This is a genomic window from Paenibacillus sp. GYB003, from assembly GCF_036577625.1.
Lineage (GTDB): Bacteria > Bacillota > Bacilli > Paenibacillales > NBRC-103111 > Paenibacillus_AB.
This window is the reverse complement of sequence record NZ_JARBDC010000093.1, coordinates 15,141-39,594: the sequence shown is the minus strand read 5'-3', so window position 1 is coordinate 39,594 and position 24,454 is coordinate 15,141. Positions and strand designations below refer to the sequence as shown.

Here is a 24,454-nt window from a genome sequence, read left to right as displayed (position 1 = left end):
TAGAGTTTTATAACCATGAACGCTTTCAGAAAAAACTCGGCGACCGCTCTCCGGTTGAGTACCGAATGGCGATCGCCGTATAAATTAACCTCTTTTTTTACTGTCTACTTGACGGGGGTAAGACCAAGCTCTCGTTAGCGGGGGCTTCTTTTTTTTCGAACGAATCCTGCAATCGCTATATGCGGCAAAAGGAACGGTTTTCTAAGCGCAACGAATCGAGCGGGTCTTATTTCTTGAAAATGGGGACGATTTCAAGCACCGCGAGACGAAATAACGTTACTTCGATTCGTTAAACCGAGCCGGACATGAAATGAGGCGGTTTAAGGTTATGACGGTTCGTTAGCGTATGTATCGACATCGGTTGAAGGGCGTCTCCGTTTCCGCCGAACCAATCCTCTCCCAATCGCAACGCAATCCCAACGCAATCCCAACGCAATCCCAACGCAATCCCAATCCCAATCCCAATCCCAATCCCAATCCCAATCCCAATCCCAATCCCAATCCCATCCCAATCCATAACCCGGACACTCCCTGCGCGCAGACGCATTGGCTACTGTCCGCATTCCGGACCGGCCCGCTGCGGAAACTGGCCCGATCGGGCCAGCATGAAACGGCGCCGCCGCCCATATACATGGGATGTAACGCTTGTCAATCGAGGTGATGACGATGAGCCAAAGCCCCGCTTTCCATTTGGAGCGATCCACGTTCAAGGTGACCGGCATGACGTGCGCCGCCTGCGCCGCCAGAATCGAAAAATCGCTGTCCCGCATGGACGGCATCGATAACGTAGCCGTCAATTTGGCGCTGGAGCGCATGTCCGTCGCCTTCGACGCGCGAATAATCGGCGCCGAGCAAATCGGCGACAAAGTGCGGCAGCTCGGCTACGGCATGGTCCCGCTCGTACGCGAACAAAACGAAGGCGGCGACGACGAGCGCACCCGGCTTCGCAACCGTTTCTTAGGGTCGGCGCTGTTTACGTTTCCGCTGGTGTGGACGATGTTCGGCCATTGGTCGTTTACGTCGGGCGTATGGGTGCCGGCGCTGTTCATGGACCCCTGGTTCCAGTTCGCGATGGCGCTGCCGGTGCAGTTCGTGTTCGGGCTGCAGTTTTATATCGGCGCCTACCGCGCGCTGCGCGGGCGGACGGCGAATATGGACGTGCTGATCGCGCTGAGCACGACGGCCGCTTTTTTGTACAGCCATTATTTGACCGTCACCGGGACGGCGCCGCACGGAGCGATGCACGGCTCCGCGATGCACGAGGGCCATGTGCCGCTCTATTTCGAAACGAGCGCGATGATCATCACGATCGTCCATTTGGGCAAATGGCTCGAAGCGCTGGCGAAAAAGCGGACGCTCGCCGCGATCCGCCGGCTGCACGAGCTGCAGGCGAAAACGGTGACGCTGCTGAGCCGCTCCGGCGAGTCGGAGGTGCCGATCGAGCAAGTGAAAGCCGGCGATACGGTGCTCATCCGCCCGGGCGAAAAAATTCCGGTCGACGGCCGCGTCATCACCGGCAGCTCGACCGTGGACGAATCGGCCGTTACCGGGGAAATCGCCCCCGCCGACAAACGCGACGGCGACCGCGTCATAGCCGGAACGATCAACAAGACGGGGGCGCTGCGCGTGTTCGCGCTGGCCGCCGGCGATCAAACGACCGTATCGAAAATGGTTCGGCTGCTGGAGGAGGCGCAAAGCTCCAAGCCGTCGATCCAGCGCATCGCGGACCGGATCGCCTCGGTGTTCGTGCCGGCGATCGTCGCGCTGGCCGCGGCTACGTTCGCCTATTGGATGTACGTCGCGGAGCCGGGCGATCTCGGGACCGCCTTGATCCGGGCGATCTCGGTCCTCGTCATCGCCTGTCCGTGCGCGATCGGTTTGGCGACGCCGACTTCGGTGCTCGTCGGCACCGGCAGGGCGGCCCAGCACGGCATTTTGTTCAAGGAAGGCCGCCATTTGGAGCAAATTCATACGATCGACACGGTCATTCTCGACAAAACCGGAACGATTACGGAAGGGAAGCCGAAGCTGATCGATATTCGCGCCGCCTCCGGGACGCGGGAGCAGCTGCTGCGCCTGGCCGCCGCCGCGGAATGGAGCTCCGAGCATCCGCTGGCGCAGGCGATCGTGCTGAGCGCCGTCCGCGAAGGGTTGGACGTGCCGCGCACGACCCGTTTCGAGGCGATTCCGGGCTACGGCATCGGCGCGACGGTCGACGGCAGGCAAGTGTACGTCGGCACGAGGCAACTGCTGAGGCAGCAAGGGATCGAGCCGGAGGAAGATCCGCAGCGGATCGGCAAGCTGGAGGCGCAGCGGGTGTCGGTGCTGTTCGTGGCCGTCGACGGCAAATACGCCGGCTACCTCGCTTTGCAGGATACGATTCCGGCCGCCTCGAAGGAAGCGGTGAAGCGGCTCGGCCGGCTCGGTCTCGACGTCATTATGATGACCGGCGACAACGAAAGGACGGCGAAGGCGATCGCGTCCAAGCTCGGCATTCGCCGCGTATACGCCAACGTGCTGCCGGAAGGAAAGGTGGCGGTCGTCCGCGAGCTGCAGCAAGCGGGACGCAAGGTGGCGATGGTCGGAGACGGCTTGAACGACGCCGCCGCCCTCGGCGCGGCCGACATCGGCATTGCCGTCGGCACGGGCACCGACATGGCGATCGAGGCGGCCGACGTGACGCTGCTGAAGCGAAGCTTGACCGGCGTGCCGACCGCAATCCGGATCGGCCGCAAGACGCTCGGCAACATCCGGCAAAATTTGCTGTTCGCCCTCGCGTACAACGTGATCGCCATCCCGTTCGCGGCGGCGGGCGTACTCGAGCCGTGGATGGCCGGAAGCGCGATGACGTTAAGCTCGATTTCCGTCGTGGGCAATTCGCTCCGATTGCACCGGACCGCCAAATGACCGTTCCGTCCGAATAGGACGGGGCTTGAACGGCGAAGGGACCGTACCCGGCATCCGAATCGGGGCGGTCTTTTTTGCCGGCTTGCGGCCGAGTGCGGCGGTGCGGGCGTGCGCAGCCGCCAGTCTTTTTTTCGCGAAATCTTGGAAAATCGTTCCCCGGACCCGGCAGGAAAACCCGGTTTCGTATCGAATGAATCCACCAGCGTGCATAAAACAAGCGCGTAAAACAACCGGTTAGGAGATGAACGAGATTAAGAGACAACACGTATGGCGGTACGGCAAATGGCTATTGCTCGTCCTGCTCGCAGCCGTCGTCGGCTGCCAGTCGCTCGGCGGACTCGATCTGAACAAAGCGCTGCTGTCCGGGCTGGACACGAACTCCATGCAAGGAAGCGCCGTCGTATCGCTTCATTTCAAGACCGATCCGAACAAGCAGCCGGACGGAAACGCGAAAGCGATGATCGAGCTGCTGAACGACGCCAAATTGGAGCTGAAGCAGATCAAGATGGAGAGCAAGGAGCGGATGTCGGTTTCCGGTCAGCTCACGCTTGCGAAAGGGTCCATCCCGTTTCGGCTGTTCGCCGCGGCGGACCGGATGCTGCTTCAAGTCGAAGGCGCATCCGAAACGATCGAATTCCCGTTCGGCTTGAACGGCATGGTGCCGGTTGACGACGCCGACCGGATGGCGAACGACGTCGCGCAAAAAATCGCGGCGAAGTACAAGGAGAAAGGAATCGACAAAACGTTCGCGTCCCTGATCGTGAACAATTTGCCGAATCCGAAATCGATCGCCGTAACGAGCGGAACCGAGACGATCCATAACGAGCAGGTGAGCGTGTACAAGCTGGAGACGACGCTCAAAGGAAACGAGCTATTGCCGCTGCTCAAAACGTTCATCCGCAATTTGACGAAGGACGATCAAGCGTTCAAGCAGCTCGTCGGCCAGCTGTACGACGTCGTATGGCCGGTTGTCGAGCCGTACGTCAAGGACGGGGCCTTGTACGACTTGCCGATTTCCCCGGCCGACCGGTACGGGATGGTCGGCGGCGTTATGGAGAGCATCGTCGACGCCGCGTCGGACAAAGAGCTGGCGGTCGACATCGTCCATACGTTTTTGAAACAGGCGCTGTTTTACGCGCTTATCGCCATCGACAGCCTGGACAAGGCGGAAGGCAATCCGGTTAAGGACGTGCTCGGCGATAAAACGTACGTCAAATCGAAGCTGTATTTCGATCGCGAGCTCGCCTTGCGGAAATCGGATACCGAGATATCCGTCAGTCCGCAATCGGGCGATACGGACGGCATCGCCGCCGTCGTTCTGAACGTGCAAACGGAAAACTGGGATCGCAACAAGCCGGTCAAGGCCGACGCGATCGAGGCCGGAGCGAACCGGTTTATTGTGGACCGGGACAGCTCGTTCTACGACTGGGCGCAGACGGTCAATCCGAACTCTCTGCTCGGTCAATTGCTGGAGGACGAGCTGAACCAATATTCGGCAACGACTCCCGTTCCCGAACCGGCGATCTTTACGATTCCGGTCGTCCCGGCCGAGTCGGCGAACGCGGAATCCGCGTATATCGAAGAAGGAGTCGGCTATGCGCCGCTCGATCTGCTCGCCGCCCTCATGGAGGCCGATGTCGATTACGACGGCGAGACGGCCACGATTGTGACGGCATGGGATACGGTCATCGAGCTGAAAGTCGGCAGCGAGGATGCGGTCATTGACGGGGAGGCGTACGAAATGGGCGGAGCCCCTCGGCTGCACGGCGATGCATGGTTCGTGCCGTGCCGGTTTGTCGCCGAAGAGCTCGGCGGCTTCGTATCGTACGACGCGGAGCGCGAACGGATTGAAATCGAAATGATCGAATAGTCGGCGGCAACGCAAAAACGCCTCGGATTTCCTGAACGGGAAATCCGGGGCGTTTTTTGGAGATTACCGGCTCGAGCCGGCCGATTGCAGCCGAAAGGCCGCGTGATTCGTCGGGCCGATGCCGCCGCCGATGTCGAGCGCGGAGCCGATCGCCGCCGTAATGAACCGCTTCGCCTCGGCTACGGCATCGACGACCGAAAGCCCTTTGGCGAGACCGGCGGCGATCGCCGACGCGGTCGTGCAGCCGGTGCCGTGCGTATGCTTCGTGCGGATGCGCGGAGAGGCGAACAGCCGCACCTCCGTTCCGTCGTACAGCACGTCGATCGCTTCGTCGCCTTCCATATGGCCGCCCTTCAGGAAAATGTAGCGGGGGCCCAGCTCGTGGAGCCGTTTGGCCGCTTCGACCGCTTGATCGGCGGTGCGGATTTCATCCGCCGAGCCGAGCAGCGCGCACGCTTCCGGCACGTTCGGCGTCAGCACGGCGGCGACGGGCAGCAGCTCGCGCCGCAGCGCCTCGACCGCCTCCCGTTGCAGCAGAGCCGCTCCGCCCTTGGCGATCATGACCGGATCGACGACGAGGGGGATCGGGCCGTAACGTTTCAGCTTTTCCGCGACAAGGGCGATAATGTCGGCCGAGAACAGCATGCCCGTCTTGATTGCGTCCGCCCCGATATCGGAAAGGACGGAATCGATTTGGCTGCCGACCGTGTCCGGGGGAATCGGGAACACGCCTTGAACGCCGAGCGTGTTTTGGGACGTCAGGGCGGTAATGGCGCTCATTCCGAACACGCCGAGCTCCTGAAACGTCTTCAGGTCGGCCTGGATGCCGGCGCCGCCGCCCGAATCGGAGCCGGCGATCGTCAGCGCTTTGTATACGTTCATACGGTGCCTCCTTGGTCGGTCGGTATTCACGGGTTGACGCCGAATCGTTCGGGAGAGAACGGCTCGAGCGGCAGGCCGCTGGCGTTGCGGCCTTCGAGCAGGTCGGCGATGACGTGCGCGGTGACCGGGCTGAGCAAAATGCCGTTGCGGTAATGGCCGGCGGCAAACAGAAGCGAATCGGACCCGAGCGCCCTGCCGAGCAGCGGAAATCCGTCGTGAGTCGCCGGGCGGAGTCCGGCCCATTCGTGAAACGGGGTCATCCCGGATAAAAACGGAAACAGCTTGCCGTTCCAGCTCGTAAGCCGCTCGATGCCGCGTCTCGTGACGGACGTTTCGAACCCGGCGATATCTTCGGACGCTCCGCAGACGAGCGTGCCGTTCCGCTTGCCGACGACGTAGCCTTGGCTGCAAAACACCATGTGCCGAACCGGCATGTCGGGCGTTTCGTATGCGCAAATTTGTCCGCGGATCGGATAAATCGGGATCGCCATGCCGAACTGCGCTTCCATCAGTCCGGCCCACGCGCCGTTGGCGACGAGCAGCGCGTCGCCGCGAAACGTCTCGCCCGCGGCGGAGCGCACCTCCGCGCCGTCCTGCCAGCGTACGGCGTCCGCGCGCTCCAGGCCGTCGCGAATATCGACGCCGCTGCGCCGGCACGCCTGCTCCAGCGCTTTGACGTATCCCGGCGCGTAGACGTGCGACTCGCCGGGATAGCGCAAAGCGCCGATCGCCTCCGGCGCGACGTGCGGCTCCAGCCGGCGCAGCTCCGCGGCGCCGAGCAGCTCGCTGCGGGCGCCGTGCTCGTCCTGCCACAGCCGCCGCGACTGCATCGCCTGCACGTCGGCTTCGTGGTACATGACGTACAGGCTGCCGGTTTCGGAATATTCGAAATCGAGTCCGGACGTTTCCTTGACCGCGCGCTGCCATTCCGGGTACAGCGCCAAGCTTTGCAGGCACAGCCGGAAAAACGGGTCCGGCTGCTCGACGTTTTCGGAGTACGGGGCGAGCATGCCGGCCGCGGCGCCCGACGCTTGGCCGCCGCATTTGCCCTGCTCGAGCACCGTGACGGCGAAGCCGCGGCGGCGCAGCTCGAAGGCGCACGACAAGCCGATCACGCCGCCGCCGAGCACGAGGATGCGTAGTGTCATGAAAAAGACCAGCTTTCTTGTAGTTAAATGTTCACGCACAAGGAACCGAATGTTCCTGTTAAGAAGCTTGATTTGCTTATTTGCCGTTCCTGATGACGAATTCCGATGATTGCGAATCAAACCTCGTTATTTGCGAACCTGTATTCGGCAAAAGTGAAACGACGTTCACTCCGCGCAAAGATCCGAGCGTTTCGCCCCAAACAGCGCCGTCCCGTTCATTACGAATGAAATTCGGTTCGCGATCGTCGCGCAGCCGCGCGAAGTTTCCGGCTGGCGATGCCGGTGCGATAAACCGCCCCGGACGAGCCGGTTACCCGTGCGGCTTGGAAACGAGCTGCTCCAGGCCGCTGCTGGCCGAAGCGTACCGCTTCTTCGGGATGCGGCCGGCCAAATGGGAGAGACGGCCGGCTTCGATCGCCAGCTTCATCGCCAGCGCCATTTTGACCGGGTCTTTCGCTTTGGCGACCGGCGTATTCATCAAAATGCCGTCGACGCCGAGCTCCATCGCCTGCGCGACGTCCTGGGCCGAGCCGAGTCCGGCGTCGACGATAACCGGTACGCCGGCTTCCTCGACGATCAGGCCGATATTGTACGGGTTCAAAATGCCGAGCCCGGTCCCGATCGGGGCCCCTCCCGGCATAATCGCAGCCGCGCCGGCTTCCTCGAGCCGTTTGCACAGGATCGGGTCGTCCGATGTGTACGGGAGGACGACGAACCCTTCGGCCGCGAGCCGCTCCGTCGCCCGGAGCGTTTCGATCGGGTCGGGCAGCAGCGTTTTTTCGTTGGCGCTGATTTCGACCTTGATCCAGTTGCCGATGCCGGCCGCGCGGGCGAGCCGGGCGATGCGGACCGCCTCGTCGGCGTTGCCCGCGCCGGACGTATTCGGCAAATACGTAAACGATTTTCCTTCAAAATGCTGCAAAATCGCGTCGTCCTCCGGCGCGTCCAGATTGATCCGGCGAATGGCGAACGTCAGCACCTGCGCGCCGGACGCTTCGATCGCCGCGTTTTGCACGAACGGGTTCGGGTATCTTCCGGTTCCGAGAAAAAAGCGGGACGTGAGGGTCGTTCCCCCGATTACGAATGGATCGTTCGGCATTTGCGTCATGCGCGTCATCCTCCTCCTACGAAATGAACGAGCTCGATCCGCAAGCCGTCCTTCAGCGCGGTCTGCGCCCATTGCTCCTTCGGCACGATGGCGCCTTCGATTTCGACGACGACCATTTTGCGCTCCAGGCCGTACTCGCTCAGCAGTTCGAGCACGGTTCCGGCTTCGGTCGAACGCGATTGTCCGTTTACGACGATGTTCATCGGGCTGTGCCTCCCACGATTCAGGTTGACGGCGCCGGACGGGAACCGGCCCGGGCGGCGGCCGCCGCGTCGATTTTCGCGATAAACGATTCGCATGTCCGTTTCACGTCCGCGCTTCCGACGATTTCGCTGATGGCGCAAATGCGCGTTGCGCCCGCCTCGAGCACTTGATCGACGTTGTGCAGCTTGATGCCGCCGATCGCCACGAACGGGATGCGGATTTCCGCGGCGACCTGCCGCACGTATTCGGTCGTCACCGGCGCCACGACGTCTTCTTTGCTTTTCGTCGGAAAAACGGGGCCGACGCCGATATAATCCGCGCCGTCACGTTCCGCCTGCCGCGCTTCCTCGATCGCGTGCGTGGAAATGCCGATGATTTTGCCCGGAGCGATTTTGCGCGCTTCGGCAAGCGGCAGGTCGTCCTGGCCGAGATGGATGCCGTCGGCGTCGACCGCCAGCGCGACATCGATATGGTCGTTGACGATGAACGTGACGCCGTATCGCCGCGTCAGCTCGCGAAGCGTTCGCGCCTTCGCCAGCACGTCGCGCTTCGCGCTTTTTTTGTCGCGCAGCTGGATGATGTCGCAGCCTCCGCGAATCGCTTCCTCCATCACTTCCGCGAGCGGCCGGCCGGGGTGGAATTGTTCGCCGGTGATGGCGTACAGTTTGAAGTCTTTCATCGCGCGTTCCTCCTGTATGTCGGTTATTTACATGCCGATGTAGCGGGCGTACAACGTTTTCGCCCGGACGGGGTCTTCGGTGCCCTGCACGAGCGTCCGCCCGTCGGGAAACAGGACGAGCCGCTCGCCTTCGGGCAGCTCGGCTTTCAGCAGAAACGGGTTCGCGCGCACGTCCGCGACTTGCTCCAGTCTGATGCGCCATTCCTCGAGGTCGAACGAGCCCCGCGCCCTGATCTGCACCGTCTCCCGTCCGCACAGCGACGTCGCGTCGCCGGCCTCTTCCGTCATATCGAGCGCCGGGTAATGCGTTCCGCCGCATACGGGACAATCCGGGCGGGAAGGAGGGAGCTTCATTTCATAATAATGGTTATGCCAAACGTCGAGCGTCGCTAATGACGGCCGACGCGACTTCGAATCGCCGACCAAATGCTTGAGCGCTTCGACGGCTTGATACGAGGCGACGATGTCGACGATCGGAGCGATGACGCCGATCGTATCGCACGTTTCCCCCGCGCTTTCCGTCGGCTCGATCAGGCAGCGGAGGCACGCCGTTTCGCCCGGCACGAAAATCGCGCTCATTCCGCGAGAAGCGACGGAGCCGCCGTAGACGAACGGGACGCCGTATTTGAAGCACGCGTCGTTCAGCAAATAGCGGGTTTGAAAATTGTCGGTGCCGTCGAGCACGAGATCGATTCCGTCCATCAGCTCGTCGATGTTGCTTGCGGTCGCGTCGGCGACGACGGCCTCCAGCTTGACGCCGGAGTTGATGCGCGACAGCCGCCGCTGCGCCGCGATCGCTTTCGGCGTCAGAGAGGCGGCGTCGTCTTCGTCGTACAGCATTTGCCGCTGCAAGTTGCTCGATTCGACGTAATCCCGGTCGACGAACCGGACGGTTCCGACGCCGGCCCGCACCATATGATTCGCGAGCACGGTGCCCAGCGCCCCCATGCCGACGATCAGCACCGCGCGTTCGCCCAAGGCGCGCTGGCCATCCGGGCCGATCGGCTTAAACAGCATTTGCCGGGAATACCGGCTCGTCCTTTCTTCCGTATCCATGGCCGTTTTCCGAGCCCCCTTCCGTACGAGTGGTGCGAGATAAAGAAAAAAACCGCCGGCAAGGGCGGTTTCGCGTTCGATGCTCGATCGAATAAGGTCAAGTATCGGATGGCTCGCCACTTCCCTTCGCTGGTATCGCTCCAGATCAGGTTCGAAGGGTCCGAAGGTCGCTACCTTCGTCTCAGCCCGCCGCACGGGCACCCCTAGTGTTGCTGCGATTCGGTTCTCTTCTCACATTACAATGAACCCGTTCGATTGTCAACTTGGCGCTTTGGCGGCAAAGCGGGGAGAAGTTCGGCGGCGGACCGGGTCTAGCCCCTTTGATAAATATGACACAATAATGATAAATAAAACCTATTTAAAACGTACTAATTTATGATATAGTATGTATTATAAAACGAACCGGGAGGATGAACATATGTCAATAGGCGTTGGCGTAAGCGGATTGGGGAGAATCGGCCGGCTGTTGATACGGCGCGCGTTCGGCGAAGGCGGCGTGACGGTTCGGGCGATCAATACGTCGCATCCGGCCGATACGATCGCGCATTTGCTCAAATACGATTCCGTTCACGGCCGCTGGGATGCCGAAATAACCGCATGCGACGGCAATCTCGTCATAAACGGAAGCACGGTGCGCGTGTTCGCGGAACGAAATCCGGAAGCGATCGACTGGCAAAGCGTCGGCGCAACGGTCGTGCTGGACGCGACGGGGAAATTTACCGACCGCGCCGGAGCGGCGAAGCATATGGCGGGCGGAGCGGAGACGGTCATCGTGACGGCTCCGGGCAAAGATCTCGATTGGACCGTCGTCATGGGGGCGAACGACGGGCAGTACGATCCGCTGCGTCACAAGCTGATATCCGCCGCTTCGTGCACGACGAACTGCGTCGCCCCGGTGCTGCGCATGGTCGACGATTTGTACGGCGTTCGCCGGGCATGGGTGACCACGGTCCATGCGTATACGAACGATCAAAACCATCTGGACAATCCGCATAAAGATTTGCGGCGGGCGAGGGCGTGCACGCAGTCGATCGTTCCGACGACGACGGGGATCGGCAAAGCGCTGGCCGGCGTGCTGCCGCATCTGGCGCCGGTTGTGGAAGGCGTTTCGCTGCGCGTGCCGGTTCCGAACGTATCGCTCGCGGACATGACGCTCGAACTTCGCGCCGACGTCACGAGAGACAACGCGATCGCCGCGCTGAAAGCGGCCGCGGCCGGCGAAACGTTTCGTCCGTACGTCGGCTGGAGCGACGAGCCGCTCGTGTCGTCCGATTATATCGGCGCAGACCGTACCGCGACGATCGACGGCTTGTCGATCGCGGCGAGCGGCGGTCAGCTGAAGCTGCTCGCGTGGTACGATAACGAGTGGGGCTATGCGTGCCGCGTGATCGATGTCGCCCGGATGGCCATACGGGCGGTGGAGGAACGGGCCGTCACGGAAGCGACTCCCGTCCGGGAACGGTCCGCCGAACCGTTTTCGTCCGGTGCGGAAGACGCAGTCGCGTTACGGTAAATAGGCCGAAGGAATGAGTCCGAATCGCCTCCGACCGTTTCGCCGTAAGCGGCGGGTCCGGCGCATGCGGCAAGCCGCGCGCGTCCGCGACCCGTCGGTACGGTCGTGTCGGTTTGTGCGCGAAATTGCGCGAAATGACGGAATTGTTGAAATAAAAGTAGATTTCTTGCCGATTACGTGGTATAAATGTTGTATACAGCATTAAATACATGTATTATACAGTTAAATAATGGTTTATTCGCGTTCGTCCGAATATAACCGTTAACCCGATTCGGGAGGTGATGTGTCCTTTCGGAATTTGAACGACTTCGCATCGCTATTTCGGCAATGAAAACGCAAATATTTTTTATTGGTATTATGCAACCGGTTGCAGACATGTTTCCAATCGGCACCAGTTCGACACTCGCACAGGGAGGTCCACGTATGAAAAAATTAAAGCAATTGGCAGCGCTTTCGATCGCATCCGCACTCGTATTGTCCGCATGCGGCAACAAAGAAGACGAGAAGCCGGCGGACTCGGGCAACGGAACGAACAACGGCAAAGAAAAGCTGTCGCTCAACTGGCTCGTTATGGTCGGCAATTCGAGCGCGCAGCTCCCCGATAAATCGAAAGATTTCGTCCTGAAAACGATCGAAGAGAAGTTTAACGTCACGCTCAAGCTCGATTATATGTCGCCGGGGACCGACTACGTGTCCAAGCTGAATACGAGAGTCGCGGGCGGCGATATTCCCGACATTTTCCAAATCGACGGCACCGCCTCGAACAAATTCATTCTCGACAAAATTCCGGCCGATATGACCAAATGGGTAACGTCCGCCAAAATGCCGAACTACTTCAAATATTGGATCAACGATGTCGAAATGCAGCGGTACCAAATCCAAAACGTCTTCATGCGGGCGCCGATTCCGTTCAACCGCGAGCAGTTCGCTTCGCACTACGTCCGTAAAGACTGGATCGACGCGCTTAACAAAAAGGATCCGAACCTGAAGCTGAAAGTGCCGACCAACTACGAAGAGTATCTCGCCGTCGCCAAGGCGTTTACGTTCAACGATCCGGACGGCAACGGCAAAAACGATACGTTCGGCATTACGGCCGCGGCGAACGGCAACGCGATTCCGCGCGATTTTCCGGAATGGATCAAAAACAATCTCGCTCCGGGATTTATTATCGAGAACGGCCAATTCATCGATACGGCCAGCGACATTCGCCTGAGCAACGTACTGAGCGATTTGAAAGCGCTCATCAATTTGAAGGTCGTCGATCCGGACTGGTTCCTCAACAAGCCGGGCCAACAGTTTGAGAAGGTGCAGCAAGGCAAAGCGGGCATTTTTTACGCAACCGCGCGCGACGCCGTCTTCGAAAATACGCCGAACAGCGTTCAGAAAAAGACGCGGGACGTCACCGGCCAGCCGGCCGAATTCGTGCCGTTCAACATCGCGCCGAACAATCCGATCGGCTACGAGGCGCTCCCGGGCAACGCATGGATGATCAGCTCGAAAGCGTCGGAGGCGAAAATTCAGCGTTCGATCGAAATTCTCGATTGGCTCGCCGGCGAGGAAGGATTCCTGCTTACGCACTACGGTCAAGCCGGCGTCCATTACAAGAAGGAAGGCAACAAAGTCGTCGTCGACCCGGCGGCGTACAAAAAAGACATTACCGACAACGGCAGCTTCCTCGACATTTGGGGCTCGGTGTTCAGCGCCCCGACGATTTCGCCGAGCAAGCTCGGACTCGAATACGTGAACCCGAACGAAACCGAGCGCGACCGTCAAATCGCGAACACGGTTAAAGGGTACAAATATACGCTGCTCGGCACGAACTTGGCGCCGATTCCGGGAATGGACCTGTCCGCTTTCCGCAAGCAGCTGTATTCGTACCAAAACAAAATTTTGTTCGAAGAGAAGGACGTGTCGAACTGGCCGAAATACCGCGAAGAGCTGATGACCAAATACCAGGGCAAAGGATTGTTCGAAGGCTATGCGGCTCAAGTGGCGGCGGCTTTGAAGCAGGACTTGAAGTTCAAGGCGGAAAACTGACCGGCCGCCGGCTACGGAGAAAGGTGCGCTCGATGGCGCGCCTTTCTTTTTTTATAATGGTATAGAGTTTACTTCTTTTCGGGTTCTTATCCTAATCCTGCCGGGCGGTTGGAACCGATTATCGAACGAACGGGAAAACCTCCCGTTAATCGCTCTTCTAGTGGCGTCGTGTCGAGATACCGGGAAAAGCTCCCGATAAAATGGCGCCGAATCGGCAAAATGCACGGTATGGACGAATGTAGCGGGATGTTTTCCCGTTGTTTTGCCCGGAAACGGGAAACGATCGAAATTAGCGGGAGCATTTCCGTCTCGCTCCTGCTCCGCTGCCGTTTCGGCACAACTATTGCACAGAATAGACCGTCCGTCCCGATCTACAAAGCCGGAGCGGGTTTCCAGCTGCCGGCGGCGGGTAACGGCGATACCGGCTCGGTTGATCTGCGCCGGCGTCGTCGGGAATTGGAGCGGACGGCAAGCATGGGGCGGAGGCGGGACGGGTCCAAGTTCCAAGTGTCTAACGGACATGGCGGCCGGAAAACGGCCGATTTTCGCGAAATAAGCGCCGTGGCGTCCGTTACGTTGCGGAGGCCGACGGTTTTCGCTCGTCAGCGCCGCCCGTTTTCCGCGCTGCCGGCAGGAGAACGGGCGGCGCCGTCGAAAAGGGATCATGGACATTTTCGCGTCCGAAAGGAGGTATCCGCCGCAAATGATCAAGCCGCTTAAGCCGCCGCGCAGAGCCGCCGTCGCCGTGCCGCTGCTCGCCGCCGCCCTGCTCGCGCTGTCCGGCTGCGGCGAATCGCCGCCGCAGACCGCCGAGCCGGCCGGTCAGGCGCCCGAGCCGGCGAAGCCGCCGCCGGAGCAAAAGGAAGACAAGCTTAGCTTGCACTGGATGATCGCCATCCCGTCGAGCGGTCCGAGCCTGCCGACCGGGGGCAAGGATTTTATCAAAAAAGCGATCGAAGACAAATTCAAAGTCGATATCAAGCTGGACTATATGCCGATGGGCGACATGTATACGAGCAAGCTGAACGAGCTGCTCGCCTCGGACAACGCGCCGGATCTGTTTCACGCCGACGGCTCGAAGTCGTACGGCTACATCGTCGACGGCGACGCCGCCGATTTGAGCTATTACGTGACGCCGCAAAACATGCCGAACTATTTCAAGTGGGTGACCCAGGACGAGCTGAGGCGGTATCAGGTGCACCATACGTTCAAACGGGCGCCGGTGCCGTTTTCCAAAGCGTATTACGGCGCGTACTACGTGCGCAAAGATTGGATCGACGCGCTGAACCGGAAAGATCCGGCCCTGAACTTGAAAGTGCCTACCAATTACGACGAAATGATCGCCGTCATGAAAGCATTCACGTTCGGCGATCCGGACGGCAACGGCAAAAACGACACGTACGGCTATACGACGACCGGCTCCGGCATGGCGATTCCGAACGATATGCCGCAATGGTTCAAAAACGGCTTGACGCCGGGCTTTTTCATCGACGAGGTGAACCGGTTCGTCGACAGCGGCACGAACAAGCGGACCGCGAAGGTGCTGGACGACATTCGCGACATGATGAATATGAAAATTATCGACCCCGATTGGTTTAAAAATAAAGCGGGAGAAAACATCAGCAAAGTGCAGCAGGGGAAGGTCGGCATTTTTTTCAGCAACGTGCGCGACATCGCCTTCGATCATTCGAACGGCAGCGTGCAAAAGAAAATGCGCGAGATGACCGGCGGCGAAAACGTCGCCTTCGAGGCGTTCCATATAGCCGGAGATATCCCGGTCGCCTACGCCCCGCTGCCGGGAATCCCGTTTTTGATCGGCGCGAAAACGTCCGAGGCGAAGGCGCGGCGCACGATCGAAATTTTGGATTATTTGGCGAGCCCCGAAGGCTGGCTGCTGGCGAACGTCGGGAAGGAAAACGTCCATTACAAGAAAGAGGGTAACCGGATTACGCTCATTCCCGAAGCGATCCAGAAAGATATCGTCGCGAACGGCCATTTTACGGAAGTATGGGGGAGCGCTTTTTCCTACAAAGTGAAAGATCCGTCCCCGATCGGCCTGGAGCTGGTCGATCCGCGCGAGACGGAGCACGATAGGGCCATTTTGCGGCTGTTCAAGTCGCTCAAGCTGTACGAGCTCGGCACGAACGTGGCGCCCCCGCCGGGGCTCGATATCGGCGCCTACCGCAAAGAGATGCGGGCGATGCACGTAAAGACGCTGTTCGAGGATCAAAATTCGGCGAAATGGCCCGTCTATATGGCCGAGCTGCTCGAAGCGCACAAAGGGAAAGCGATTTTCGAAACGTACGCGCAGCAAATGACGAACGCGCTCGGGCGCAAAATTACGTTCAGTCCGGACTGACCGATCTTCCTCCGAAAATGTCCGGCGCAAGGCATCGTTTGGCAGGCGCGAGCCGTCTCCGCGGCGATATGATGTGGGCATAACGTATCAGGATTCGACGAGGAGGAGATTGCGCATGATTGTGGAAATCGGGACCGCCAAGACGGATATTACGCCGGAAAAGCCCGTGCCGCTGGCCGGATTCGCGGTCAGGGACAACAAGCCGATGGACGGCGTACAAAGCCGGCTGTATTTGAGGGCGCTTTATATGAGGCAGCGGGGGGACGACGGGGAAACGCGCAGCGCCGTCGTCGTTTCCGCCGATTTGCTGTGGTGGGGCTCCGACCGGGTTCCGCATATTCGGGCCAAGCTGCGGGAACGGTTCGGTTTGGAGCCGGGGGCGATTTTGCTGAACGCGACGCACAGCCATTCCGGTCCGCAGACGAGCTTCCGCTTTCACCGGCTGCTCGGTCGGGCCGACGCCGACTATGTCGAGTTTTTGGAAAACAAGCTCATCGAGGCGGTCGGGCAAGCCGCGGCCGATGCGGAGCCGGCGACGCTCGAACGCGGCTCCGGCCGGTCCGCCATCGGCGTGCAGCGCCGCAAATACGAAAACGGCCGCGTTTTCGGCGGGCCGAATCTTGACGGGCCGATGGACCCGGAAGTAACCGTGCTGCGCGTCCGCGGCCGTTCCGGAGCAACGAAGGCGGTCGTCGTCCATTACGCCTGCCACCCGGTGACGACGACCGTAAACCGCGCGTCGTCCGAATTCACGGGGGCCGCGATGGAAGCGCTCGAGCGGCGGCTCGGAGGCGGGGCGGTCTGCTTGTTTTTGCAGGGCGCCTGCGGCGACATCAACATTTTCAAAGCGAGCGCTCCGCCCGAATTGACCGACGATTACGCGATCATCGACTACTTCGGGGCCAAGCTGGCCGATACGGTCGCCGATGTGTTGGACGGCGGGACGGAGCCCGTCAAGCCGGCCGCGCTGCAGTGGAAAACGGTGTCGGTGCCGCTCCGGCTGAAGCCGCTCCCGGACCGCGGGCAGCTGGAGCGAACGGCGGCGAAGGGCGAGCCGCCGTACGACGAATGGGCGGCCGCCATGCTGGCGATGCTGGACGAAAGAACGGACAAGCTGACGCTCGAGATGAGCCGGCTCGATATCGGCGACGGGCTGTCGCTGCTCGCCATGAACGCCGAAGTCGTCGTCGAGTACGGCCTGTTCCTGAAGCGGATTTCCGGCAATGCGGTGCTGCCCGTGCCGTATTCGAACGGAATGATCGGTTACGTTCCGACGAAGGAGCAGATCGGATACGGCGGATACGAGCCGGTATTATCGACATACTATTTCCATATGCCGAGCACGTTCGACGAAAGCGTCGAAGAAACGGTTCGCGGACATATGGAGCGAATCGTACACGAATAACTAGCGGCAAACGCATCGGAAGCGGCCAAGCCGAACGGATCGAATAAACGTTGACAGAAGCAAAATGAGGTGATACAGTTAATTCATAGTAAACACATAGGAATTATAAGTTAATTTTCGGGGGCGCTATTCGAAGTCGAACGGCGGCCGCCAAGGAGGTAGCGGACAGATGGAACGGGCATTAACGATCGGATACGGTTCAAACGAGCTGAAAGCGACTTTGCATTACCCGGCCGCGGCGGGGGAAAACAAAGGGAACCAGGGGGGACAATGTCCGCTTATCGTTATATGTCACGGCTTCATCGGCAACCGGATCGGCGTCGACCGGCTGTTCGTCGGCGCTTCGCGCAAATTTGCGGCCGCCGGCTACATGGTGCTGCGGTTCGACTACGCCGGATGCGGCGAAAGCACGGGCGATTACGGCGAAGGGGGCCTCGACTCGATGATCGAGCAAACCCGCACCGTGCTCGATTACGCGCTCGATATCGACTATGTCGATGCGGGCCGGGTGTCGCTGCTCGGCCACAGCCTGGGCGGAGCGGTCGCGCTGCTCACGGCCGCGCAGGATCGGCGCGTCAAGACGCTGCTGCTCTGGTCGGCCGTCGCCCATCCGTTCAACGACATTTTGCGCATCGTCGGGCAAAACACGTACGACGACGCGGTCCGTTACGGGTCGGCCGACTATATGGGCTACACGCTGCGCCCCGCCTTCTTCGACTCGCTGTCGGCGCATCAGCCCTTCGCGCAAATCCGCAAGTTTTCCGGCGACGTTTTCCTGGCGCACGGCACGTCGGACCGGGTCATTCCGGCCGATTATTGCTCGCTGTACCAGAAGCTGTTCTGGATGCGCTCGTACGGACAATGCGACATGGAGCTCGTGTTTCAGGCGGATCATACGTATTCGTCCGGCGAAAGCAAGCGCGAGCTGTACGACAAAACGCTTCACTGGCTGAATTTCAGCGAGAAACGGAAGCGGGAATGGCACAATTGGGAAATCTAACATAGACGTGAGGGAGACGATCGGAATGGGGAGCGAATTTTACGGCTTGTCCAAAACGTTTCTGGAGCATAAGTTCGCCGATATCGGCAAACGGCTCAAGGCGGCGATCGGTCAGCTGAGCGACGAGCAGCTGAATTGGCGCCCGGGGGAAGAGGACAACAGCATTGCCAATCTGGTCGTCCATCTGGAAGGCAACGCCCGCCAGCGCATATTGTCGAATCTATTCGGCGAACCGGATACGCGCGATCGGGACGCCGAGTTCGATATCGGCGTTGCGCTCTCGAAGCCGGAGCTGCTCGAATCGGTCGACCGGACGATCGGTCTGCTGCAGGAAGCGCTCGAGAAGCTGAAGCCGGAGGAGTGGCTGCGCGGCGTCGACGTTCGCGGCAAGCAAACGACCGTCTTCGAAGTGCTGAACCAAATCGGCTGCCATTTTTCCGAGCATTTGGGACAGGTGCTGTTCATCGCCAAGACGCAGCTGAAGGATCGGTACGTTACGACGTCGATCCCTCGGGCAAAACGTTAGTCGCATAAAGAACCGGCGAAAGCGGTCAAGGGTAACGGACGTAAATTTCCTTATACCCCGAGCCGCTTTTTTTCGTAAGCCGGACATACAGCGCCCGGTCGCGATAGTCCGCCTCCATCGACTTGAGGACGACGGGGGCGGGCAGCGGAAACGTCTGCCTGTTGCCGAGCGGCCCTTCGATTTTCAGCGCCGCGCCGTTGACGAACAGCTGCAGCTTGCGCGGATCGACGTAATCCGGTATCCGGATGCGCACCTTCACGTACCGCCTCGTTTCCGTCATTTCCGCTTGAAACAGCCCCGTCTTTTTGGCGCTCCCCGCCACGGGCGCCGCCGATTCGCCGGGCACCGCGCGGTCCATGACGCTTCGCACAAACTGGCCGATTTTCGAAAACGAACCGTCCTTCAAACCGGGTATCGCATTCGGAAACAGGTCGTCGAACAGCTGCTCGAACCGTCTCCAATCGAAACCGGGCTCCGCGTCTCCGGGCGACCTCCGCCTTTTTTCCCCGTTCATGCATCATCTCTCCCGTTATGGTCTTATCTTATCTGTATGTGCGTTCGCCCTCCCGCGTTCGCGTCCGCTTCGTCCGATTTCCGATCCGTTCATATTCAGTTCATAGTCGGCCTGTAAGCTGTCCGTAGAACACAAACGACAACCAACAGATAGGAGAACGGACATGAAATCGAACCCAATCCGCCCGACGAACCCTACGAACCCGACGAGCCCGACGAGCCCGTCGAACGAAACGAACGCTTCGAACCCGGCGACCGGCAACTGGCGGCAGTTTCTCGCCTTGATTCGCGGCGCGAACCCGCCCAAGCTTCAGCTGGCCGCCGCCCTGCTGCTCAGCCTGGCGAGCACCGGCGTCAGTCTCGTCATTCCGCTGTTTACGAAAAACTTGGTCGACGGCTTCTCGCTCGACCGGCTGCAGCCGGCCCACATCGTCATGCTCGTCGTCGCCTTTTTGCTGCAAAGCGCGGCGGGCGGCGTGTCGATCTATTTGCTGAGCCGGTCGGGTCACGCGATCGTCGCCGGCATTCGCGACAAGCTGTGGGGCAAGCTGCTCAAGCTGCCCGTGTCGTATTACGACAACAGCCAAACGGGCGAGCTGACGAGCCGCATGACGAACGATACCGGCATCGTGCGCGGGCTCATTGCCGAGCATTTGTCCGGGACGCTGAACGGCGTCATCTCGATGATCGGCTCCGTCGTCATCTTGCTCGCGATGGATTGGAAAATGACGCTCGTCATGCTGCTGGCAATCCCGGTCACGGTCGCGATCATGGCTCCGCTCGGCCGGCAAATGTACAAAATCTCGAAAGGGATGCAGGATGAAACGGCCGGCTTAACGGCCGTATTGAACAAGGTGCTGTCGGAAATCCGGCTCGTCAAATCGTCGAACGCGGAAAGCCGCGAATACGCCGGCGGCAAGGAAGGGATCGAGAAGCTGTACCGGTACGGCGTGCGCGAAGGCAAAGTGCAGGCGTGGATCACGCCGGTCATGATGCTCGTCGTCATGGGGCTCGTCGTCGCTCTGATCGGCTACGGCGGGGTGCGCGTGTCGTCCGGACTGATGACGGCCGGCGAGCTCGTGGCGTTTTTGCTCTACTTGTTCCAGATCGTCATGCCGGCGACGCAAATCTCGCAGTTTTTCACGCAGTTTCAGAAGGCGATGGGGGCTACGGAACGAATCGTCGCCACCCTCCGATCGGACGAGGAACGGTACGGAACCGGCCGAGCCGTCGCGGACCGGGAGCTGCCGATCGCGATCGACCGCGTCGGGTTCGGCTACAAGGAAGGCGAGCCGGTGCTGCGCGACGTTACGTTTACGATCGAGCCGGGCCAAGTGACCGCCATCGTCGGTCCGAGCGGCGGCGGCAAAACGACGCTGTTTTCGCTGCTGGAGCGCTACTACGAGCCGCAGCGGGGAACGATCCGGTTCGGCGCGGAGCCGATCGGCGAGCTGTCGCTCGAGGGGTGGCGGGAACGGATCGGCTACGTTTCGCAGGACAGCCCGATCGTGGCGGGAACGATTCGCGACAACATTTGCTACGGAACGGACCGCGAAGCGTCCGAGGCGGAAATCGAGCACGCGGCGAAAATGGCCTACGCCGACGGCTTTATCCGCGACCTCCCGAACGGCTACGAGACGGAAGTGGGCGAGCGGGGCGTCAAGCTGTCGGGCGGCCAGCGGCAGCGCATCGCGATTGCGAGAGCGCTGCTGCGCGATCCGAAGCTGCTCATGCTGGACGAAGCGACGTCGAGCCTCGACAGCAAGTCGGAAATCGCCGTGCAGCAGGCGCTCGACAATTTGATGGCCGGGCGGACGACGCTCGTGATCGCCCACCGGCTGTCGACCGTCGTCGACGCCGACCGCATCGTATTTATCGAGAAAGGCGTCGTGACGGGAATCGGCACGCACGCCGAGCTGATCGCCTCGCACCCGATGTACCGGGAATTCGCCGAAAATCAGCTGCGCATTCACGCGGATGCGGAAGCCATTCGCTAATATGACGTCATAATGGATCCGGACGGCGGCGGCCGTCCGGCTATTTTTTTGTGTGCGCGTTCTGTTTTGCCGCCTTGCTGCGTATAGATGGGAATGATCCTCGCGCAAAAAACCGGCGCAAATATATATTGCGTCATATTTATTTATATGGTATGTATTATATAAGGTTTTTTTAAGCTTTATCGAAAGCAGTATATCTTAATTCAAATGACGGAGGCGAACCGGCATGAAATCGATCGGTCAAAGCGTGAAGTTGGGACTCATCATTTGTCAGCATTGCGGTCGTTGGATTGATGAAGTCGAAACCGAAAAGGTAACCGTCTTGTACGGCTGCTGCCGGGAAGATTCATGCCGGAAAGGGCCGCGACAAGGAGAGACGGAGCATGATTGACGGCAAAGCAAATACGAGCCGCGGCGGCACCGCCGGTGCGGGCGAAAGCGGTATACCGGCCGGCGCGGGCGCCGGCTGGGTGAAATCGTTCGAGCAAGGCAACGCGGGAATGAAGGCGGAGCTCGGCGGCAAGGGAGCGAACCTGGCGGAGATGACGAACGCCGGGCTGCCCGTTCCTCCGGGCTTTACGATTACGACGGAGGCGTGCCGCGCGTACTATGCGTGCGGCGGCATGCTTCCGGACGGATTGATGGCCGAGACGGAGTCGGCGCTGCGCGAGCTGGAGCGCAAGCAAGGGAAGACGTTCGGCGACGCGGCGAACCCGCTGCTCGTCTCCGTCCGCTCCGGCTCGGTCACCTCGATGCCGGGCATGATGGACACGATTCTGAACGTCGGACTGAACGACGAGACGGTGCGCGGCGTCGCGGCCGCGTCGGGCAACGAGCGGTTCGCCTACGATTGCTACCGGCGGCTCGTTCAGATGTTCGGCAACGTCGTCTTCGGCATCGAGCCGATCCGTTTCGAGAAGCTGCTGCACGAGCTGAAGCGCGAAACGGGATCGGAGCACGACCGCGACGTCCCCGCGGAAGGCTGGAAGCGGCTCGTCGACCGGTACAAGGCGCTGATCACGGGCGAATGCGGGAAGCCGTTTCCGCAGTCCGCTTCGGAGCAGCTGCGGCTTGCCGTCGAAGCGGTGTTCCGTTCGTGGAACAACCAGCGGGCGAAAGTGTACCGCAAAGTGAACCGGATTCCGGACGAGCAGGGCACCGCGGTCAACGTTCAGGCGATGGTGTTCGGCAACAAGGGCGACGATTGCGGGACCGGGGTCGTGTTCACGCGCAATCCGTCGACCGGCGAAAAGACGCTGTTCGGCGAATATTTGACGAACGCGCAGGGCGAAGACGTCGTCGCCGGCGTCCGTACGCCTCTGCCGATCGCCGAGCTGGCGAGGCAAATGCCGGACGTGTACGCAAGTTTGCAGCGGACGGCGGAGCGTCTGGAGCGCCATTACCGCGACATGCAGGATATCGAGTTTACGGTCGAGCACGGGAAGCTGTATTTGCTGCAAACGCGCGGAGGGAAACGGTCCGCCCAGGCGGCGATGAAAATCAGCGTCGATCTCGTCGAGGAAGGACTGCTGACCCGGGAAGAGGCGATCGCGCGCATCGAGATCGGGCATCTGGATCAGCTGCTTCATCCGGCCATACCGGAAGGCGAACGGCTCGACGTCGTCGCAACCGGCCTTCCGGCCTCGCCGGGCGCCGCTACGGGCATCGCCGTCTTCGACGCCGATACGGCCGAAGCATGGGCGCGCGCCGGCCGCCGCGTCATCCTGGTCCGCGCGGAAACGACGCCGGAGGACATTCACGGCGTGCTGGCGGCCGAAGGCGTGCTCACGAGCCGCGGCGGCATGACGAGCCACGCGGCGGTCGTCGCCCGCGGCATGGGCAAGCCGTGCGTATGCGGCTGCGAGGAGGCGCGCATCGACCTCGACGCGCGCGAGTTCCGCGCGGGAGACGCGGTCATTCGCGAAGGCGAGGCGGTGTCGATCGACGGCTCGAGCGGCCGGGTCATCCGCGGCGAAGTGCAGCTCCGCGCGGCGGACATGTCCGCCGAGCTCGCGAAGCTGCTGGAGTGGGCCGACGGCATCCGCACGCTGCGCGTCGCGGCGAATGCGGACAACCCCGCCGACGCGGCGAAAGCGCGCGAATTCGGCGCGGAGGGGATCGGACTGTGCCGCACGGAGCATATGTTTTTGGCGCCGGACCGGCTGCCGGCCGTGCGCGAGATGATTTTGGCCGAGACGAAGCGGGAGCGGGAGGCGGCGCTCGCCAAGCTGCTGCCGATGCAGCGGAGCGACTTCGAAGGGATGTTCCGGGCGATGGACGGGCTCCCCGTCACGATCCGGCTGCTCGATCCGCCGCTGCACGAGTTTTTGCCGAACGCGGATGAGCTGCGCCAGCGCATCGCCGAGCTGTCCGCCGAAAACGCCGCCGCCGCGGACGTAGGGGCCGCCGCGAACGATCGCCGCGAGTCGCTGCGCGAGCTCGAGGCGATGCTGCGCAAGGTGCGCTCGCTGCACGAGGCGAATCCGATGCTCGGCCAGCGCGGCTGCCGGCTCGGCGTGCTGTTCCCGGAAATATACGACATGCAGGCGGAGGCGGTGTTTCTCGCGGCGCTGACCTGCTTGCGGGAAGGCGTCGCCGTCGTTCCCGAGGTAATGGTGCCGCTCGTCGGGCACGTCAACGAGCTGCGCTTTTTGCGGGAACGGATCGAGCGTACGGCGGAGCGGGTGCTCGGCGGCGAGGCGGACCGGTGCCGTTTCAAGGTCGGCACGATGATCGAGGTGCCGCGCGCCGCCTTGACGGCCGGACAAATCGCGGAATGCGCCGATTTCTTCTCGTTCGGCACGAACGATTTGACGCAGATGACGTACGGCTGCAGCCGCGACGACGCCGAAGGCAAGTTTTTGACCCATTATGTCGACCATAAGCTGCTGCCGCACAACCCGTTCCAGACGCTGGATCGCGAAGGCGTCGGCCGGCTGATCGAATGGGCGCTGCATCAAGGGAAGGCGGCGCGCCGCGAGCTGAAAACCGGCGTTTGCGGCGAGCACGGCGGCGATCCGCAATCGATCTTCTTCTGCCACGCCGCCGGCCTCGACTACGTCAGCTGCTCGCCGTACCGCATTCCGCTCGCCCGCATCGCGGCCGCGCAGGCGCGCCTCGCGCTCGGTACGGCCCCGCGGCCGGGCGAAGCGGAGCGCGAGCCGGCTTGGACCGCCGGCAGGGACGCGTCCTGATCGCCGTCCGGCCGAACTTTTCGCGGCGCACTGGAAATGGATCGAAATCCGAGCTA

19 protein-coding genes and 1 riboswitch are annotated in these 24,454 nt (G+C 61.1%); of the genes, 12 read left to right on the top strand and 7 right to left on the bottom strand.

The window, feature by feature from the left end; translation table 11 throughout:
* The 3 genes from PV407_RS29725 to PV407_RS29475 all read left to right on the top strand — a co-directional run.
* The coding region (locus PV407_RS29725) for an IS3 family transposase (protein WP_442951723.1) at positions 1 to 83 on the top strand (83 nt) is incomplete at its 5' end.
* Positions 84 to 645: 562 nt separating this feature from the next.
* On the top strand, positions 646 to 2,907 hold the full coding sequence (locus tag PV407_RS29480; RefSeq protein WP_332093597.1) for a heavy metal translocating P-type ATPase: 2,262 nt from the start codon (positions 646 to 648) through the stop codon (positions 2,905 to 2,907).
* A 241-nt stretch (positions 2,908 to 3,148) separates the two neighbouring features.
* Positions 3,149 to 4,777, top strand: a complete 1,629-nt coding sequence (locus PV407_RS29475; RefSeq protein ID WP_332093596.1) for a copper amine oxidase N-terminal domain-containing protein — start codon at positions 3,149 to 3,151, stop codon at positions 4,775 to 4,777.
* A 63-nt stretch (positions 4,778 to 4,840) separates the two neighbouring features.
* On the opposite strand, the gene thiD is transcribed toward PV407_RS29475, so the two are convergent.
* The 6 genes from thiD to PV407_RS29445 form a co-directional block, all read right to left on the bottom strand.
* Complete coding sequence (gene thiD, locus PV407_RS29470) at positions 4,841 to 5,659, bottom strand: bifunctional hydroxymethylpyrimidine kinase/phosphomethylpyrimidine kinase (RefSeq protein ID WP_332093595.1); 819 nt, start codon at positions 5,657 to 5,659, stop codon at positions 4,841 to 4,843.
* A 26-nt stretch (positions 5,660 to 5,685) separates the two neighbouring features.
* Positions 5,686 to 6,807 (bottom strand): glycine oxidase ThiO, encoded by a 1,122-nt coding sequence (thiO, locus tag PV407_RS29465; protein WP_332093594.1) that lies wholly within the window; start codon positions 6,805 to 6,807, stop codon positions 5,686 to 5,688.
* 310 nt (positions 6,808 to 7,117) lie between these two features.
* Complete coding sequence (locus PV407_RS29460; protein WP_332093599.1) at positions 7,118 to 7,906, bottom strand: thiazole synthase; 789 nt, start codon at positions 7,904 to 7,906, stop codon at positions 7,118 to 7,120.
* Between the two features lie 14 nt (positions 7,907 to 7,920).
* Positions 7,921 to 8,118: a sulfur carrier protein ThiS gene (gene thiS / locus PV407_RS29455; RefSeq protein ID WP_332093593.1), complete on the bottom strand. Its 198-nt coding sequence runs from the start codon at positions 8,116 to 8,118 to the stop codon at positions 7,921 to 7,923.
* Positions 8,119 to 8,138: 20 nt separating this feature from the next.
* On the bottom strand, positions 8,139 to 8,798 hold the full coding sequence (gene thiE, locus PV407_RS29450; protein WP_332093592.1) for a thiamine phosphate synthase: 660 nt from the start codon (positions 8,796 to 8,798) through the stop codon (positions 8,139 to 8,141).
* A 27-nt stretch (positions 8,799 to 8,825) separates the two neighbouring features.
* On the bottom strand, positions 8,826 to 9,854 hold the full coding sequence (locus tag PV407_RS29445) for a ThiF family adenylyltransferase (protein ID WP_332093591.1): 1,029 nt from the start codon (positions 9,852 to 9,854) through the stop codon (positions 8,826 to 8,828).
* Positions 9,855 to 9,958: 104 nt separating this feature from the next.
* A riboswitch (TPP riboswitch) is annotated at positions 9,959 to 10,069 on the bottom strand.
* A 203-nt stretch (positions 10,070 to 10,272) separates the two neighbouring features.
* On the opposite strand from PV407_RS29445, the gene PV407_RS29440 reads away from it, so the two are divergent.
* From PV407_RS29440 to PV407_RS29415, 6 genes are all read left to right on the top strand, one after another.
* Positions 10,273 to 11,367 carry a type I glyceraldehyde-3-phosphate dehydrogenase gene (locus tag PV407_RS29440; protein ID WP_332093590.1) on the top strand — a complete coding sequence of 365 codons (1,095 nt, stop codon included), beginning with the start codon at positions 10,273 to 10,275 and terminating at the stop codon, positions 11,365 to 11,367.
* Positions 11,368 to 11,790: 423 nt separating this feature from the next.
* Complete coding sequence (locus tag PV407_RS29435; RefSeq protein WP_332093589.1) at positions 11,791 to 13,404, top strand: extracellular solute-binding protein; 1,614 nt, start codon at positions 11,791 to 11,793, stop codon at positions 13,402 to 13,404.
* 703 nt (positions 13,405 to 14,107) lie between these two features.
* A complete protein-coding gene (locus PV407_RS29430; RefSeq protein WP_332093588.1) occupies positions 14,108 to 15,763 on the top strand; it encodes an extracellular solute-binding protein in 1,656 nt (551 codons plus the stop codon).
* Between the two features lie 115 nt (positions 15,764 to 15,878).
* Entirely contained in the window at positions 15,879 to 17,168 is a 1,290-nt protein-coding gene (locus PV407_RS29425) for a neutral/alkaline non-lysosomal ceramidase N-terminal domain-containing protein (RefSeq protein ID WP_332093587.1), read from the top strand.
* A gap of 169 nt (positions 17,169 to 17,337) precedes the next feature.
* Positions 17,338 to 18,168, top strand: a complete 831-nt coding sequence (locus PV407_RS29420) for an alpha/beta hydrolase family protein (protein WP_332093586.1) — start codon at positions 17,338 to 17,340, stop codon at positions 18,166 to 18,168.
* Positions 18,169 to 18,193: 25 nt separating this feature from the next.
* A complete protein-coding gene (locus PV407_RS29415; RefSeq protein ID WP_332093585.1) occupies positions 18,194 to 18,694 on the top strand; it encodes a DinB family protein in 501 nt (166 codons plus the stop codon).
* A gap of 25 nt (positions 18,695 to 18,719) precedes the next feature.
* Here PV407_RS29415 and PV407_RS29410 read toward each other — a convergent pair whose 3' ends face one another.
* Complete coding sequence (locus PV407_RS29410; protein WP_332093584.1) at positions 18,720 to 19,208, bottom strand: Hsp20/alpha crystallin family protein; 489 nt, start codon at positions 19,206 to 19,208, stop codon at positions 18,720 to 18,722.
* 163 nt (positions 19,209 to 19,371) lie between these two features.
* Here PV407_RS29410 and PV407_RS29405 point away from each other — a divergent pair, with 163 nt between their 5' ends.
* From PV407_RS29405 to ppdK, 3 genes are all read left to right on the top strand, one after another.
* The gene (locus PV407_RS29405; protein WP_332093583.1) at positions 19,372 to 21,204 is read left to right on the top strand and encodes an ABC transporter ATP-binding protein; all 1,833 of its coding nucleotides are present in this window, start codon (positions 19,372 to 19,374) and stop codon (positions 21,202 to 21,204) included.
* A gap of 226 nt (positions 21,205 to 21,430) precedes the next feature.
* Positions 21,431 to 21,595: a GapA-binding peptide SR1P gene (locus tag PV407_RS29400; protein WP_332093582.1), complete on the top strand. Its 165-nt coding sequence runs from the start codon at positions 21,431 to 21,433 to the stop codon at positions 21,593 to 21,595.
* Positions 21,588 to 24,398, top strand: a complete 2,811-nt coding sequence (gene ppdK / locus PV407_RS29395) for a pyruvate, phosphate dikinase (protein WP_332093581.1) — start codon at positions 21,588 to 21,590, stop codon at positions 24,396 to 24,398. Before PV407_RS29400 ends, ppdK begins: the two co-directional genes overlap by 8 nt.
* Positions 24,399 to 24,454: the final 56 nt, after the last annotated feature.

Bases quoted from the DNA above. Each gene is read 5' to 3' on its own strand.
- PV407_RS29435 (WP_332093589.1), top strand. From the start codon at position 11,791: ATGAAAAAATTAAAGCAATTGGCAGCGCTTTCGATCGCATCCGCACTC.
- PV407_RS29445 (WP_332093591.1), bottom strand. From the start codon at position 9,854: ATGGATACGGAAGAAAGGACGAGCCGGTATTCCCGGCAAATGCTGTTT.
- PV407_RS29400 (WP_332093582.1), top strand. From the start codon at position 21,431: ATGAAATCGATCGGTCAAAGCGTGAAGTTGGGACTCATCATTTGTCAG.
- thiO (WP_332093594.1), bottom strand. From the start codon at position 6,807: ATGACACTACGCATCCTCGTGCTCGGCGGCGGCGTGATCGGCTTGTCG.
- thiS (WP_332093593.1), bottom strand. From the start codon at position 8,118: ATGAACATCGTCGTAAACGGACAATCGCGTTCGACCGAAGCCGGAACC.
- thiD (WP_332093595.1), bottom strand. From the start codon at position 5,659: ATGAACGTATACAAAGCGCTGACGATCGCCGGCTCCGATTCGGGCGGC.
- ppdK (WP_332093581.1), top strand. From the start codon at position 21,588: ATGATTGACGGCAAAGCAAATACGAGCCGCGGCGGCACCGCCGGTGCG.
- PV407_RS29405 (WP_332093583.1), top strand. From the start codon at position 19,372: ATGAAATCGAACCCAATCCGCCCGACGAACCCTACGAACCCGACGAGC.
- PV407_RS29460 (WP_332093599.1), bottom strand. From the start codon at position 7,906: ATGCCGAACGATCCATTCGTAATCGGGGGAACGACCCTCACGTCCCGC.
- PV407_RS29440 (WP_332093590.1), top strand. From the start codon at position 10,273: ATGTCAATAGGCGTTGGCGTAAGCGGATTGGGGAGAATCGGCCGGCTG.
- PV407_RS29425 (WP_332093587.1), top strand. From the start codon at position 15,879: ATGATTGTGGAAATCGGGACCGCCAAGACGGATATTACGCCGGAAAAG.
- PV407_RS29475 (WP_332093596.1), top strand. From the start codon at position 3,149: ATGAACGAGATTAAGAGACAACACGTATGGCGGTACGGCAAATGGCTA.
- PV407_RS29415 (WP_332093585.1), top strand. From the start codon at position 18,194: ATGGGGAGCGAATTTTACGGCTTGTCCAAAACGTTTCTGGAGCATAAG.
- thiE (WP_332093592.1), bottom strand. From the start codon at position 8,798: ATGAAAGACTTCAAACTGTACGCCATCACCGGCGAACAATTCCACCCC.
- PV407_RS29430 (WP_332093588.1), top strand. From the start codon at position 14,108: ATGATCAAGCCGCTTAAGCCGCCGCGCAGAGCCGCCGTCGCCGTGCCG.
- PV407_RS29410 (WP_332093584.1), bottom strand. From the start codon at position 19,208: ATGAACGGGGAAAAAAGGCGGAGGTCGCCCGGAGACGCGGAGCCCGGT.
- PV407_RS29420 (WP_332093586.1), top strand. From the start codon at position 17,338: ATGGAACGGGCATTAACGATCGGATACGGTTCAAACGAGCTGAAAGCG.